Source organism: Staphylococcus sp. McC-251-APC-3A2, from assembly GCF_009695665.1.
In the GTDB taxonomy this organism is placed as follows: domain Bacteria; phylum Bacillota; class Bacilli; order Staphylococcales; family Staphylococcaceae; genus Staphylococcus; species Staphylococcus cohnii.
Window position 1 is genome coordinate 656,819 of sequence record NZ_VUNO01000001.1, and the last position, 16,330, is coordinate 673,148.

General features: G+C 33.3%; 14 protein-coding genes. 1 reads left to right on the plus strand and 13 read right to left on the minus strand.

All coding sequences use genetic code 11. The features are described from left to right. From coaBC to gmk, 3 genes are all read right to left on the minus strand, one after another. Positions 1-1,203 carry a bifunctional phosphopantothenoylcysteine decarboxylase/phosphopantothenate--cysteine ligase CoaBC gene (coaBC, locus tag FYJ81_RS03195; RefSeq protein WP_107385911.1) on the minus strand — a complete coding sequence of 401 codons (1,203 nt, stop codon included), beginning with the start codon at positions 1,201-1,203 and terminating at the stop codon, positions 1-3. Positions 1,204-1,572: 369 nt separating this feature from the next. Then, a complete protein-coding gene (gene rpoZ / locus FYJ81_RS03200) occupies positions 1,573-1,773 on the minus strand; it encodes a DNA-directed RNA polymerase subunit omega (RefSeq protein ID WP_107385114.1) in 201 nt (66 codons plus the stop codon). Then, positions 1,773-2,396 carry a guanylate kinase gene (gene gmk / locus FYJ81_RS03205; RefSeq protein ID WP_019467771.1) on the minus strand — a complete coding sequence of 208 codons (624 nt, stop codon included), beginning with the start codon at positions 2,394-2,396 and terminating at the stop codon, positions 1,773-1,775. The genes rpoZ and gmk overlap by 1 nt, the downstream gene beginning before the upstream one ends. 159 nt (positions 2,397-2,555) lie before the next feature. On the opposite strand from gmk, the gene FYJ81_RS03210 reads away from it, so the two are divergent. Beyond that, the gene (locus FYJ81_RS03210) at positions 2,556-4,256 is read left to right on the plus strand and encodes an Rqc2 family fibronectin-binding protein (protein WP_154409296.1); all 1,701 of its coding nucleotides are present in this window, start codon (positions 2,556-2,558) and stop codon (positions 4,254-4,256) included. Between the two features lie 119 nt (positions 4,257-4,375). Here the strand turns inward: FYJ81_RS03210 and FYJ81_RS03215 are convergent, their stop codons facing one another. The 10 genes from FYJ81_RS03215 to FYJ81_RS03260 all read right to left on the minus strand — a co-directional run bounded on the left by FYJ81_RS03215 (position 4,376) and on the right by FYJ81_RS03260 (position 16,319). Then, complete coding sequence (locus FYJ81_RS03215; RefSeq protein WP_107505170.1) at positions 4,376-4,783, minus strand: VOC family protein; 408 nt, start codon at positions 4,781-4,783, stop codon at positions 4,376-4,378. A 118-nt stretch (positions 4,784-4,901) separates the two neighbouring features. Continuing rightward, positions 4,902-5,756 (minus strand): YitT family protein, encoded by an 855-nt coding sequence (locus FYJ81_RS03220; RefSeq protein WP_119535977.1) that lies wholly within the window; start codon positions 5,754-5,756, stop codon positions 4,902-4,904. Between the two features lie 620 nt (positions 5,757-6,376). Beyond that, positions 6,377-7,930 (minus strand): MFS transporter, encoded by a 1,554-nt coding sequence (locus FYJ81_RS03225; protein WP_154409297.1) that lies wholly within the window; start codon positions 7,928-7,930, stop codon positions 6,377-6,379. A gap of 218 nt (positions 7,931-8,148) precedes the next feature. Continuing rightward, complete coding sequence (locus tag FYJ81_RS03230) at positions 8,149-8,334, minus strand: hypothetical protein (protein ID WP_107383735.1); 186 nt, start codon at positions 8,332-8,334, stop codon at positions 8,149-8,151. Positions 8,335-8,356: 22 nt separating this feature from the next. Next, positions 8,357-8,968, minus strand: a complete 612-nt coding sequence (gene pyrE / locus FYJ81_RS03235; protein WP_107383734.1) for an orotate phosphoribosyltransferase — start codon at positions 8,966-8,968, stop codon at positions 8,357-8,359. After that, complete coding sequence (pyrF, locus tag FYJ81_RS03240; RefSeq protein ID WP_107383733.1) at positions 8,961-9,665, minus strand: orotidine-5'-phosphate decarboxylase; 705 nt, start codon at positions 9,663-9,665, stop codon at positions 8,961-8,963. Before pyrF ends, pyrE begins: the two co-directional genes overlap by 8 nt. Before the next feature lie 215 nt (positions 9,666-9,880). Next, complete coding sequence (gene carB, locus FYJ81_RS03245; protein WP_154409298.1) at positions 9,881-13,054, minus strand: carbamoyl-phosphate synthase large subunit; 3,174 nt, start codon at positions 13,052-13,054, stop codon at positions 9,881-9,883. Beyond that, positions 13,047-14,147, minus strand: coding sequence for a carbamoyl phosphate synthase small subunit (locus FYJ81_RS03250; protein ID WP_107383731.1), 1,101 nt, complete (start codon positions 14,145-14,147; stop codon positions 13,047-13,049). The genes carB and FYJ81_RS03250 overlap by 8 nt, the downstream gene beginning before the upstream one ends. Next, a complete protein-coding gene (locus FYJ81_RS03255) occupies positions 14,147-15,421 on the minus strand; it encodes a dihydroorotase (protein WP_107504518.1) in 1,275 nt (424 codons plus the stop codon). The genes FYJ81_RS03250 and FYJ81_RS03255 overlap by 1 nt, the downstream gene beginning before the upstream one ends. Beyond that, complete coding sequence (locus FYJ81_RS03260; protein ID WP_107383729.1) at positions 15,405-16,319, minus strand: aspartate carbamoyltransferase catalytic subunit; 915 nt, start codon at positions 16,317-16,319, stop codon at positions 15,405-15,407. The genes FYJ81_RS03255 and FYJ81_RS03260 overlap by 17 nt, the downstream gene beginning before the upstream one ends. Positions 16,320-16,330 lie beyond the last annotated feature (11 nt).

A 16,330-nucleotide genomic window follows, 5' to 3' on the forward strand; every position in this document is an offset into this window, starting at 1 on the left:
TTATTGCCACCTTGTTTCTAAACTATCTAGTATATGCTCCGCTAATATGACTTTTTTGTGTTTTCCTAACGCTATAGTTTCACCGTTTTTATAGTACATTGTATATGCATTATCATCAGAGCTAAACCCAATTGTGCGATCTCCAACATTATTCGCTATAATGACATCTGCGTTTTTACTTTTTAATTTTTTTTGAGCATATGTTTCAATGTTTTGTGTTTCTGCTGCAAAACCAACTAAAAATTGATTACCTTTATGTTCTCCCAAATATTTTAAAATATCGGGTGTGCGTTTAAAAGTAACCGTCAAATCACCTTGTTGTTTTTTTAGTTTATGCTCTAATAATTCTGTTGGAGCATAATCTGATACTGCTGCAGATTTAAAGACAATATCCATGTTCTCGAATCGTGTTTTAACCGCTTCAAACATCTGCTGTGCACTTTCTACTTGTATGACTTCCACATTTTTCGGTGGTGTTAGCTTGGTTGGACCAGATATAAGTGTCACGGTCGCCCCTCTTTGAGCTAAAGATTCTGCTAGCGCATATCCCATTTTACCTGATGAGCGATTGGATAAATAACGAACTGGATCTAGTTCTTCTATGGTTGGTCCAGCAGTCACCAAAGCTTTCATACCGTTAAATCTACTATTTTTGGGTGTTGATATGTTGTGTTGAAAATATTGATTTAGCCTTTCTACAATTTGCAAAGGTTCTTCCATTCTACCTTTTGCAACGTAGCCACATGCTAAGAAACCTTCACCAGGTTCTAAGAAATAATAACCATCTGAACTTAACGTTGCTAAATTATGTTGCGTTCTTTTATTCTCATACATATGTACATTCATTGCTGGAGCGATAAATTTAGGTGTTTCTGTAGCTAATAGCGTTGATGTAACCATGTCATCAGCAATACCGTTTGCTAGTTTAGCGATTATATTTGCAGTTGCCGGTGCAACTACAATTGCATCTGCCCAATCTCCTAAAGCTACATGTTGAATTTCTTCTGGATTGTGTTCTTTAAAAGTGCTCGTATAAACAGGATTTCTACCGATGGCTTGAAAAGCTAAAGGAGTTACAAACTCTTGTGCATGGTCTGTTAACATCACTCTGACATTATAATCAGCCTGTGTGAGTTTACTCGTTAAATCTATTGCTTTATACGCAGCGATACCACCAGTTACAGCAAGTAATATATTTTTCATCGTAGTTCTCCTCCAAATAATTTATATCTTTCTATTAATGGTTTAACATAGTAGTTTATATATTTAATCTTCAATATAACTAAATATAGACAAATGTTTTTATTCCGCATTAGTTTAATGTATAGGATTACATAGCATGTTTTCATTTTCATTAGTTAAATTAACTTTTAATATTTTAGCTATATTGCTTTAAGTATAAATATGGTTACTGCTTATTATACACAAATTAATGTCCAAATTAAAAAAGCACACCTTGGCTATGAAACCTCAAAGTCATCGCATGCGTCCGACTTTTGAAGTGCACATCATTAACCCGGTGTACTTTTCAAAATTATAAAATTATATTATTCAATATTCGCTTAGAAAGTGTTATTTAGTAGTTTCAGGATAAATTTCGCCGCCAGCAATTTCTTCCAATGCTTTTCCCACTGATTTTTCAGAATTATATTTGCTTAATAGCGTACTATTTGGATGCTCGTCTAACTCACGTGCACGTTTAGCAGCAGTCGTAGCGATTAAATACTTTGATGTGATTTTTGATGTTAAATCATTTAATGGTGGATATAACATTATTTTTTTGCCTCCAATATCATTTTTCTATATTTTGCTTCAATTCTTTCCCTTTTCAAATGCTCAGCTTCAACAATAGATTGAATACGTTGCTTAGCTAATTCAACTTCATCATTAACCACAACATAATCATATAAATTCATCATTTCAACTTCTTTACGAGCTTCGAGTACTCTACTTTGAATTTTTTCATCAGACTCAGTACCACGTCCTACTAAACGTTCACGTAAATGATCTAAACTTGGTGGTGCTAGAAAAATAAATAATGCATCAGGGAACTTTTTACGAACTTGTTTGGCACCTTCTACTTCAATTTCTAAAAATACGTCATGTCCTTGGTCCATAGTATCTTTTACGTATTGCACCGGTGTACCATAATAATTACCCACATACTCTGCATATTCTATAAATTGATCTTGTTTAATTAATGCTTCAAACTCTGATTTTGTTTTGAAGAAATAATCTACACCATCGACTTCACCTTCACGCATATTACGTGTCGTCATCGAGATAGAATATTTATAAGATGTGGTTGGGTCATCAAATATTTTTTTTCTAACTGTACCTTTTCCTACACCAGAAGGTCCAGAAAGTACAATCAACAAACCTTTCTCATTATCCATGCCTTACTACCTCTCTAAGCTATTCTTCTATTATTAAACTATGATACCATAATGAGCGTTTGGTTGTATAGCATACGTTCAAACAATCTTTGCTCATGACCAAATCTTTTCATCATGTTACAATATGATGAATGACTAAAAATAAGGTGGCTGATAGTAATGGCATACGATGGTTTATTTACACGAAAAATGGTAGAATCTTTACAATTTCTCGTTGATGGTAGAATTCATAAAATCAATCAACCTGAAAACGATACAATCATCATGGTAATACGTCAAAATCGTAAAAACCATCAACTTCTACTCTCGATCCATCCTAGTTTTGCTAGAATGCATTTAACAGATAAAAAATACGATAATCCATTTGAACCACCAATGTTTGCAAGAGTATTTCGTAAACATTTAGAGGGTAGTTTTATTAAAGCAATAAGACAAATTGGAAATGATAGACGTGTAGAAATAGATATACACAGTAAAGATGAAATTGGTGATACCACTTACCGTACAGTTATTTTAGAAATAATGGGGAAACACAGTAATTTAATATTAGTAGATGATCAACGCAAGATTATTGAAGGTTTTAAACATTTGACGCCTAATACAAATCAATATCGTACAGTAATGCCTGGGTTTCAATACGAAGCACCTCCTACGCAAAATAAAACAAATCCATATGATATTACAGGTACAGAAGCTTTAAAATTCATTGATTTCAATAGTGGAAAAATCGCTAGACAGCTATTAAATCAATTTGAAGGCTTTAGTCCTTTAATTACGAACGAAATCGTCAATCGCAAACAATTTATGACAACTGAAACGTTACCAGAGGCATTTGATTCTGTAATGAATGAGACAAAGGAATTACCTACCCCTGTTTTTCATAAAAATCATGAAACAGGAAAAGAAGATTTCTACTTCATGCATTTAAATCAGTTTTACGATGATATGGTTGAATATGATTCTTTACATGATTTATTAGATAGATATTATGATGCCAGAGGCGAAAGAGAACGCGTAAAACAACGTGCAAATGATTTAGTTAAATTTGTACAGCAACAGTTGCATAAATATCAAAATAAATTAAGTAAACTAATCGATGAACAAGAAGGTACTAAAGATAAAGAAGTACAACAATTATTTGGTGAATTAATCACTGCCAATATTTATAGAATTAAACAAGGTGATGAGTATCTGACGACTACTAATTATTATGATGGTAATGAAGTAACCATTCCTTTAGATACCACAAAATCACCAGCAACAAATGCCCAAATGTATTATAAAAAATATAATAAATTGAAAACACGTGCACATGAATTAACACGTCAAATTGATTTAACTAAAGAAAACATCACATATTTTGAAAATATAGAACAACAACTTACACATATATCCGTGGAAGATATTGATGACATTAGAGAAGAACTTGCCGAACAGGGCTATATGAAACAACGCAAACAAAAAAATAAGAAAAAGAAACCTTCCATTCAATTACAGGAATATGTCTCAAGTGACGGAGATACTATGCTTGTAGGAAAGAATAATAAGCAAAATGATTATTTAACAAATAAAAAGGCAAGCAAACAGCATTTGTGGTTTCATACAAAAGACATTCCTGGTTCTCATGTGGTGATCTTAAATGATGCACCTAGTGAAAATACCATAAAAGAAGCGGCTATGCTGGCTGGCTATTATTCAAAAGCTGGTAATTCTGGTCAAATACCAGTAGATTACACTGAAATTAAACACGTTCATAAACCTTCTGGTGCAAAACCAGGGTTTGTAACATATGATCATCAAAAAACACTCTATGCTACACCTGATTACGACCATATTCAAAAAATGAAAGTGACATCATAAACATAAAATACTTTAAAGTTGTAGTAACCATGTCCCTATAAATTAAAAACAAGGCTGAGATTATGAGCAATTAGTACACACAACATGTGTACGATGCTTAATCTTAGCCTTTTTAATATTTATTTTTTTTCTGGTAACGCGAGTTGAAAATTAACGCCAAATCTATCTACAATCCATGTAAATTCTCTAAATGGTGGCATTTCAGTTTTAGGCATTAAAATTGCCCCACCACTTTTTAATTTACTAAATAATCTTTCCATTTCTAATGGACTGTCTACCGTAACATATAATGACATTGCTGGATTCATGTCCACATCGACACCATTCATATTATCAATCGCCATAAAAACTTGATCTTTCAAACGAAAGATAGCATGTTGCACTGCACCAGTAGGTTCTTTATCATCTTCTTCATATTTAACCATCGTTAATATTTCTGCATCTTCAAATGCTTCTACATACAGATTGATTGCTTCCTCTGCTTGTCCATTAAACATAAGAAATGTCGTTATTTTTGGAATTGCCATTAAATTGCCTCCTTAAAACATCTTAAATATAGAATAAAACAAATTCTTAAAAAAATCGAACGAATTAAATTAGCAATTAACAAATAATTTGAAGCATAGCACCTATAAAGATCTATAATTAAGATAAATTCATAAATCCGTTTCCTAATACATCTCTCACATCATGAATAACTAAAAAGGCATTTTCATCTACCTCATTTACAAGCTTTTTAACTCTGGTCACTTGTGATTGTGGCACTACAACATACAACATACTTGTTTCATGTTTACCATAACCACCTTTCCCTTTTAAAAGTGTCGAGCCTCTACCTGTAAAACTATTGATTTCATCACTAATTATCTCATTTTTACTTGATATCACAGTAACTGCTTTTTTAGGATAGAATCCTTCAATAATAAATGCAGTTGCACGTTCAGTGATAAATATCATAATTACAGTAAACAAGACATTTTCTAATGGTAAGACAAATAAAAAGGATAAGACAACCAGAGCATCTAAAACAAAAATACCTTGTGATGTTTTGATGTCAAAATATTTATTTAACATCTTAGCAATGACTGATGTACCCCCTATCACGCCCCCAGAAGTAATTACTAATCCTATACCTACACCTACTAATACCCCTCCAAAAGAAGCATTTATTACAAAATTATCAATACCTGTTTTAAAGTTTTCAGTTAAATCTAAAAAGATAGATATCGCTGTATTGGCAATAAAAGTATATACTGCTGTTCTGGTACTCAAAAAACGCCATCCTACAATAATGACCAATGTATTTATAATTAAAGAGGATATAGCAGGTGAAAAGCCAAATGCATATTTTAATGCCAATGACATACCAACTGTACCCCCATCACCTAAATTAGATTCTAATATAAATGAATTAACTGCGATCGCACTCACAAACGCACCAATTAAACAGACAATAACATTTTTTGTATGGTTTTTTAGTAGTTGTTTCGCAAACTTCATATCATTTCCCCTTACATTTGATAATATAAATTTAATTAAGGTAAGCTAGAAAAGCGTATTCAAATCATGCTTCATTTTGATTTTACAAATGCGTTTTTTTCTCACAAATTGAATTAAAAACCAAATTAATTGAAAATATAACATTATTTGTTGTTACATAGTATAATTGCAAATGTAACACAACCTATTTCAATATACCACTTAGTGTAGTTTGCAACATTAATTTCTAAAGCGTGTGTTATTGAAAACTTTGACGGCTTAAAACAATAAAATCATTTTACTTTTGAATATTTATAGTTAAAATAAATACAAATACAATTGGAGGTATTTCATGCTTTATTATATTATACCGTTACTTATTGCAGCTTTAGTGATACTCATTGGCTTTATCATCATTAAAATTATGATTCGTTAATAATTTTTATATAACAACTTTATCACATTTCTTTTTAATCATTTCAAATCGTGAATGATTTCAGTCGTTTTCATATAACAACATTCAAAAAACGCAGAAACGTAGACAATATAATCTTATCTACGTTTCTGCGTTTTTGTTTTTGAAGTTAACCGAAACTTCTATAAAAAATCTATACCATTTACTCACTTGCTAAATTTTCACTTTATTTAAATTCTTTTCTAAAAAGCGTAACAAGTAACAAGATGATAAAAGATGCAATAACTGCAGTTAAAAATATTGGCATATACGCAAGATGTGTTGCATCTTCAATACCATTTGTGATTGCACGTCTTAATGTATCGTTAGAAATTTGATTTACTTGCCCTAATATTTTAGTAAGATTACCTGAACGATGCTCCATTATGTTCATTAAAGAAACTGGTATGTCTTTGAGTCCAAAATGGGTTGAATTTATACTTTCTTTAATTTTACTCCCCATTTGGCTATATCCGAATTGAATAAATGTCGTAAACATTGTCGGTGCAATAGTAATTCCGACTTGTCTAGAAACTGATAATGTTCCAATAACTGTACTATTATTTTTAGCTGAATGTGCTGACTTAGTTGCTAATACAGTCATTGGTGCGCCAATAGTAAAACCAAAGCCTAAGCCTGCAATTATTGAAAATACTAGAAATGGCATAGTTGAATAAGTTAAAAAGGCTAAACCACCATAGCCAATCATACTAATGATACTTGCAATCACTAATGCAAATATAGGACCTTTTTTATCTACAATCTTTCCACCCATTGATGCGCCTACACCTGAAGCTAATGCCAAGGGCGTCATCCAATATCCACTGTTAGCAGCTTTAACATGCAATACGTTTTCAACAAATGAAGGAATGAAAATAATTGATCCAATTAACATCCCAGATAAAACGCCCATAATCAATACCACTGAAAAAGCTGGCTTTTTCAGTAAATAAAAAGGTAAGAAAGCATCTATATCAGTCGCTTCATTTTTATATTCCACTAAAATTAAAATACCATAGCCAATCATAGCCAATACAAATAAACCAATCACCGAAAAACTGAGTATACTATTAGCAATATTACCAGTTTGTATATTATTAATCGCAAACATCATTAATAACGTTGAAAATGAAAATACAATGATGGCATATTTATCAATTTTGGTTTTAACTTTTTCTTGTGTTTCTGGCATTTTAATCATCATAAAAATGACAATCATTATTGCCACTGGGACATTGATCAAGAATAACCAATGCCATGTACCACTTACATTAATTAATAAACTTCCAATATTTGGTCCTAATACCGAAGCAATACCATTCATTGCTCCTAATCCACCAAGCATACTACCTTGCTTTTCTTTGGTATATGTAGAAATGATATGTAAACTAGCGATTACAAATAAACCGCCACCACCAAACGATTGAATTAAACGTGCAATGATAAAGAACGTATAATTAGGACTTAATGCAACTAACAATGATCCAAAACCAAATAAAATCACTTCAATTATAAATATTTTTTTACGGCCATACATATCAGCAAGTTTACCTGCTATAGGTGTGGTTACAGCCATACCTAATGTATAAATCGTTATTCCCCATGATCCCATTTGTGCTGAAATTTCAAAGGATTGATTTATTGTAGTTAACGCTGCACTAATAATACCGTTGTCTAAAGCCGCCATAAACACACCAATGAGTAAAAATAGTGCAACAATATCAAATTTTTTATGTTTCAAATTCATTCATTCCTTTCTATCTTGGAATTTCATATGATATTTATTATTTAAAACCTACTTTGTGAACTAATTATGAACAAAAATGTATTTACATATTAAAAAATGCCTAAAAGACCTTTTATCAATATATAAAAGTCTTTTAAGCATTTTCTAATCAATATAATTACATAATTTTTTTGCGTTATTTCAAATTTCCACAATGTATTTACAAATAATGGTTATTTAATATGGCCTTTTTGCTTAAGATTTGATTTGGATTTTTTATAAATATTTGATTCTGTAGCGTTAAATACCCATTTATTTTCGTCTTCTGAAGTTGATTGTGCTCTATAGTCTTCTGATTTTTTGAGGAATTTATTTAAATGAGCAAAATGATTATAGGCTACTTTCGAGTCTTTTGTCATAACATCCCCTCCACTTAACATTTTATGACAAGTTATCTCTCCAATCAACTAATGTAGTAATATCATTTTCAGAAATTTCTCCATTTTCTCTTGCAACTTCAATTAATTCATTATAATTACTTAATGTATAGAAAGGAACTCCAGCTTGTGCAAATTGTTCGTCTGCTTTTTTCAAACCATAAGTAAAGATCGCTACTACACCAATGACATTTGCACCAGCAGCTTTCAATGCTTCTACTGCAGTTATTGAAGAACCACCTGTAGATATTAAATCTTCTATAACTACTACATTTTTCCCTTCACTTGATGCGCCTTCAATTTGATTCTGTTTACCATGGCTTTTACTTTTTGATCGAACATAGTTCATCGGTAAGTTCATCACTTCTGAGACATAAGCTGCATGCGGTATACCGGCTGTTGCAGTACCTGATATAACTTCAATATCTTTAAAATGTGATTCAATCAATGCTTGTAGACCATCTCTAATATGATTACGTACGTCTGGAAAACCTAATGTAACGCGATTATCACAATATATTGGTGATTTAATGCCTGAACTCCAAGTAAACGGATCATTGGGAGATAATGATACAGCTTTTATGTCTAACAATGCTTGTGCAATTGATTTAGTCATTTGATTTCAACCAACTTTCTTTAATTTTTTGGTAACTCTTAACCGGAGTTTCACTCTGCGTGATTGGTCGCCCCACAACAATATGTGTAGCACCAAAAATGCTTGCCTTTTCTGGTGTCGTAACACGTTGCTGATCATCGGAGGAAGTATTTTCCGGTCGAATGCCTGGCGTCACTTTCAAGAAATCTTCACCCAATTCTCGTGTTAATAATTTTGCCTCCAGTGGTGAACATACAACGCCATCTAAACCTGATAATTTGGCTAAACGCGCATAATTCAAAACCGCTTCATCCATTGTACTTTGGATATTTTGTTCATCATGTAACATTATTTCTGTAGTTGACGTTAATTGTGTCACTGCAATAATTTTAATATCATTATTATGTTTTTTAATGCCTTCTAAGGCGCGTTTCATCATTTCTGAACCACCAGCCGCATGTACATTTACTAAATCGACATCTAATTTACCTAAGCCTTCCATTGCTTTGCCAACAGTGTTAGGAATATCATGTAATTTTAAATCTAAGAATATGCGATGACCACGTTTTTTAATATTAGTGATTAATGACGGACCAGTTTGATAAAAAAGTTCCATCCCGACTTTGACAAATAAAGGTTCATCAAATTGATCTAAGAATTGTTCAACTGCTTCTGCTGAATCAAAATCTAAAGCAATGATTGGTAGATTATTTTGCATATATATCGCCTCTCATAGTATCTTTTTCATTATATTTGCCAAGCACGTAAAGGCATATGACAGCAATGATATTTTTAAATTTTTTACCCTGGCAAGGACAACTAGGAGAAAAATTTATGAAACCATTTTTCGTCCTAGCCATCTACTGCCAATTTCATAATTTTCACTTAAACATAAACAATTGTTTTAGTTTTCTTAACATTGGAAACTAAATTTTACATATTTTTCATTGTAAAAGTCATACTTTCTATAACCGATGTTAATGCTTCCGCTGTATCTAATGAAGTTAGACAAGGTACACCATTTTCTACAGAGGCACGTCTAATTTGGAAACCATCACGTTCAACTTCTTTTCCTTTTGTCATTGTATTAATCACAATTTGCACATCATTCGTTTGTATACGTGATAATAAATCGTCTTCTCCGCCAATTTTCCCTACAGTTTCTGCAGTTATATGGTTATTTTCTAATTTTTTAGCAGTACCTTCAGTAGCTAATATTTTATAACCGACTTCATTTAAACGAGCTGCGATATTCACAATTTCATCTTTGTCTTTATCACTTACAGTCATCAATACCGTGCCATAATCTTTAACTTCCATACCACTTGCTGTCAAACCTTTATATAAAGCCTTTTCCATAGTTGAATCTTTGCCCATGACTTCTCCAGTTGACTTCATTTCAGGTCCTAATGTGATATCTACATTTTTCAATTTATTAAAACTAAATACCGGTGCTTTGACAAAGACACCTTCACTATATGGTTGAACACCTTCGCGATATCCTAAATCTGTAAGTTGTTTACCTATAATTGCACGCATAGCCAACTGTGCCATTTGTATATGCGTAATTTTACTTAAGAAAGGAACTGTACGACTCGCACGAGGGTTCACTTCTAAAACATATACACCATCATGTGCAATGACAAATTGTATATTGATTAAACCTATGATATTTAGGCCTTTCGCTAAGCGAATTGTATAATCTTCTAGTGTTTTAAGCTCTTCTTGTGTCAAGGTTTGTGGAGGATATACTGCAATCGAATCACCTGAATGAACACCAGCGCGTTCAATATGTTCCATAATCCCAGGTATAATTACCGTTTCACCATCTGAGATAGCATCGACTTCTATTTCTTTACCTGTGAGATATCTATCAACTAATACAGGATGATCCGGACTCGCTTTCACTGCTTGGTTCATATAATTGGTTAACTCTTCATCGTTATATACGATTTCCATAGCACGTCCACCTAATACATATGATGGTCTAACTACTACAGGATAACCGATTGCACGTGCATTTTTGAGCGCTTCTTCAGCTGAAGTTGCTGTTTTACCGTTAGGTTGAGGCACATCAATCTTATGTAACAGCGCCTCAAATTCTTTACGATCTTCAGCACGGTTCAGATTTTCAAGTGATGTACCTAAAATTTTCACACCATACTTTTCAATTTTATCTGCTAAATTAATCGCAGTTTGACCACCAAACTGAACTACTACACCTTTTGGTTGTTCAATATTTATAATATTCATTACATCTTCTTCTGTTAGTGGTTCAAAATATAATTTGTCTGAAATTGAGAAGTCTGTAGATACTGTTTCAGGATTATTATTGACGATAATGGCTTCATAACCAGCTTGCTGAATTGCCCAAACAGCATGCACAGTTGCGTAATCAAATTCTACACCTTGGCCGATTCTAATTGGTCCTGAACCTAAAACTAATATTTTCTCTTTTTCAGTGACGATTGACTCATTTTCTTGTTCATATGTGCCATAGTAATATGGTGTAGCAGATTCAAATTCTGCAGCACAAGTATCTACCATTTTATATACTGGTGAAATATTATGTTGTTTTCTTAAATTATAAACTTCAGATTCTGACATATCAAAACGATGTGCAATAATTCGATCACTAAAACCATAACTCTTAGCAAATTTTAAATAGTCTATATCCCCTTTGTGTTCTTTTAAATCATGCTCTATATCAATGATGTGTAGGAATTTATTTAAGAAGAAATAATCAATCTTAGTCATTTCGTGTATTTCTTCTAAAGATGTACCTCGTCTAATAGCTTCTCCTATAAAGAATAAACGCTCATCATCTTGGTCTTGTATACGCGCTTTTATATAATCTAAATCATATGTTTCACCATTTGGTAAGCCTAAATGATGTACACCATATTCAAGTGAACGAATCGCTTTCAATAATGACTCTTCATATGTTCGACCAATCGCCATTACCTCACCAGTTGCTTTCATTTGTGTACCTAGCACACGTTCACCCTTTTCAAACTTATCAAACGGAAAACGTGGAATTTTTGTTATAACATAGTCCAACGTAGGTTCAAATGCAGCATAAGACGTTTTAGTTATTGGATTCAGCATTTCATCTAAAGATAAACCTATCGCTATTTTGGCAGCTAATTTTGCAATCGGATAGCCTGTAGCCTTTGAAGCTAAAGCTGATGAACGTGAAACACGTGGATTCACTTCAATAATATAATATTTCATTGAGTGTGGGTCTAATGCCAGTTGTACATTACAGCCACCTTCAATGCCTAAAGCACGAATCACTTTTAACGACACATCACGTAACATTTGATATTCAACATCTGATAAAGTTTGACTAGGTGCTACTACAATCGAATCCCCTGTATGTATACCGACTGGATCTATATTCTCCATGTTACAAACAACAATGGCATTATCATTTTTATCTCGCATCACTTCATATTCAATCTCTTTAAAACCTGCGATTGATTTTTCTATTAAACATTGTGTTGCAGGACTGTAATGTAAGCCATTCGTTACCACTTGTCTGAATTCTTCATCATTATGGCAAATGCCACCGCCAGTACCTCCCATAGTGAAAGCAGATCTCACAATTAATGGATATCCTACCACTTCTTTAAATTCAAACGCCTGTTCTAAAGTATTTACGATATCACTTTCTGGAACGGGAACATCTAGCTCATTCATTAAATCTCTGAATAATTCTCTATCTTCCGCTTGTTGAATAGACGTTAGTTTTGTACCAAGTAATTGTACATTGTTCGCTTCTAATACGCCGCTATCATGTAATTGAATCGCCATATTAAGCCCTGTTTGGCCACCTAAAGTTGGTAGTAAAGCATCAGGTTGTTCTTTACGAATAATGCGTGCAATAAAATCATGCGTTAAAGGTTCAATATAGACTTTGTCAGCAATCTCATTATCCGTCATGATCGTCGCTGGATTTGAATTTACTAATATAACACGATAACCTTCTTCTCGTAATGCTAAGCATGCTTGCGTACCTGCATAATCAAACTCTGCAGCTTGACCTATAATAATCGGTCCAGATCCTATAACTAAAATTGTTTTAATATCGTTACGTTTAGGCATTTGTCAAAAGCTCCTTTTCTTTAAAGTCATGCATCATTTTAATAAATTCATCAAACAAATAATTTGAATCTGTCGGTCCAGGATTTGCTTCAGGATGATATTGAACTGAAAATGCAGGTAATGATTGGTGTCTTAACCCTTCAACTGTACCGTCATTAATCGCTACATGTGTTATTTCTAATGGTGTATTAACTAATGAATCTTTATCAATTGCATAACCATGATTTTGGCTTGTTAATGCTATTTTTCCAGTTTTTAAATCTTTCACAGGATGATTTGCACCTCTATGTCCAAATTTCATTTTAAACGATGTAGCTCCTTGTGAAAGTGCAAATAATTGATGACCTAAGCAAATGCCAAAGAAAGGAATTTTTCCTAAAATACCATTAATCATATTAATTGCAACTTTGACTTCTTCTGGATCACCAGGCCCATTTGATAACATCACACCATCTGGTGACATTCTAATAATTTCTTCTGCCGTGGAATCATAAGGCACAACTGTAACATTACAACCACGTAAATTAAGTTCCCTTACAATATTTTGTTTTTTACCAAAATCTACTAATACAACACTTAAGTCATAGCCAGTAGACACATATGGTGTCTTAGTAGACACTGTTTTCACTTCATCTCTAGGTAATTCAATGACCTTCAACTCTTCTAACAATTGCGGAATATCTGCCTTATTATCTGTAAAAGCTGCTTTTAAAACACCATAGTTTCTAATTTTTCGAGTAATACTACGTGTATCCACGCCAGAAATACCTGGTATATCATAGTCTTTTAACACTTCGTGGAATGTTTTTTGCATGCGAAAATGACTCGGATAAGTGCTCGCTTCTTTAACAACAACACCACTCAATGTTGGTATCAATGATTCAAAATCATCTCGATTAATTCCATAGTTTCCTATCAATGGATAGGTAAATGTAATAATTTGTCCTGTGTATGATGGATCTGATATCGTTTCTTGATATCCAGTCATAGCAGTATTGAATACTATTTCACCTTTCGTCAAATGATCTGAACCCAATGGATAACCTTCGTAATATGTTCCATCTTCTAAAACTAAATAGCGTTTTTGCAACATTACTTTTCCTCCTTAAATTTAACTTCACCTTCTACCAATGTTAATACTGGAGTACCGAATACTTTTTCGCCTATAAAAGGTGTATTGGTTCCTTTAGATGCAAAATCTTCTGCCCTAATCTCTTTCTCTTCTTCTAGATTAATGACAGTAAGGTCAGCCAAACCACCTTCTTCTAATCTTCCATAAGGTAAATCAAATATTTGAGATGGCTTGATTGTTAAATAGTCAACCAATTGTTGCAATGACCAATCACCATTTTTTACAAAGTTTGTATACAATAATGGAAATGCTGTTTCACTGCCAACGATGCCAAAAGGTGCTTTTGTCATCGGCTGTGCTTTTTCTTCTTTCGCATGTGGTGCATGGTCTGTAGCAATGCAATCTATTGTCCCATCTAACAATCCTTCGATTAGCGCCGCTCGATCTTCTTTACTTCTTAAAGGAGGATTCATTTTATAGATTGCATCATCGCCAGGCACATCCTCTTCAGTTAATAATAAATGATGTGGTGTCACTTCTGCTGTTACATGAATACCTGCTTTTTTAGCATCTCTTATAGCTCGTACACTTTCTTTTGTAGATACATGACACACATGGTAATGTGCCCCTGCTGCTTCAGCTAACAGAACATCTCTCGCAATTTGTACCGCTTCACAAATATTAGGTATGCCCGGTATGCCTAAAGCTTTACTACGTTCCCCTTCATGCATAGCACCGCCATATATCAAACTATTATCTTCACAATGCGCAACTACTGCTTTATTTACTTTTGCTGCTTGTTGCATGGCTTCATACATCATATTTGCTTGTTGTACACCTACGCCATCATCAGTAAAGGCAAATGTGCCTAACTTTGCTAAAGCTTCGAAATCAACGTGTTCATTACCTGCTTGTCTAACCGTGATTGCACTGTATGGTAAAACTCTAACTTGTGCATTTTCTTCGATTAATTTGTTTAAACGCTCTAAATTTTCAACAGAGTCAGGTACAGGGCGTGTGTTTGGCATTGGACAAACTGTTGTAAATCCTCCTCTTGCAGCTGCTTGAGTCCCTGTTGCAATTGTTTCTTTATGTTCACCACCTGGTTCTCTTAAATGTACATGTACATCAACTAAACCTGGAGCAACAAAGTCTCCCTTTAAATCAACGATTTCAACATCGGTATCTACCTCTATATCTGACGCAATTTTTTTTATATTCTTACCTTCTATTAAGATAGAAGTGGTTTTAAGTTCACCATTTTCTAAGATTTTCGCATTAGTTAGCAATTTCATTTATTTCTGCCTCCTTTGTTTGTAATATATACTCAATGACAGCCATTCGTGTATACATGCCATTTTCCATCTGTTTAAAGATGCGCGATTTTTCTGCTTCAACTAAACAATCATCAATTTCAACACCGCGATTGACAGGTGCTGGATGCATAACGATTGCTGATGATTTCAATCGATTATAGCGATCCTTCGTCAAACCAAAGTTTTCGTGATAATTTTGATTTTCAAAATTTGATGTTTCTTCATCTCCATGTCTTTCGTGCTGTACTCTAAGTAACATGACAATGTCTATATCATCTATCACTTTATCTATATCAACATAGGGTGCTGCTAAAGTGTCATCTCTCCACGCTTCAGGACTCGAGAACATAACATTTGCACCGAGTGCTGTTAGACTTTGGAAGTTACTTCTCGCTACACGGGAGTTTTTTATATCTCCACATATTAAAATATTTAAATCTTTAAATGTGTCATACTCTTCATATATTGTCATAAGGTCTAATAAACTTTGTGTTGGATGCTGTCCACTTCCATCACCTGCATTGATAATCGGTAACTTCAGTGAATTTAAATCATTATAGTATGTTGTATCTGAATGTCTAATTACTAAAACATCTGCGCCTACTTGTTCTAATGTTTTACACGTATCGTATAAGCTCTCACCTTTTTGAACTGAAGACGTGCTCGTCTCAAAATCAATCAATTTTAATCCTAATTTTTGCTCTGCCACTAAAAAGCTACTTTTCGTACGTGTAGAATTTTCAAAAAATAAATTTGCTACAAACTTGTCTTCATAATTATGTGGTTTAAACGATCCGTTTTTAATACCACTCGCAATTTCGATTAGTTCATAAATCTCATTTGTAGTTAGATGTTCCATTGATAGTAAATTATCCATTTTTTCAGCCT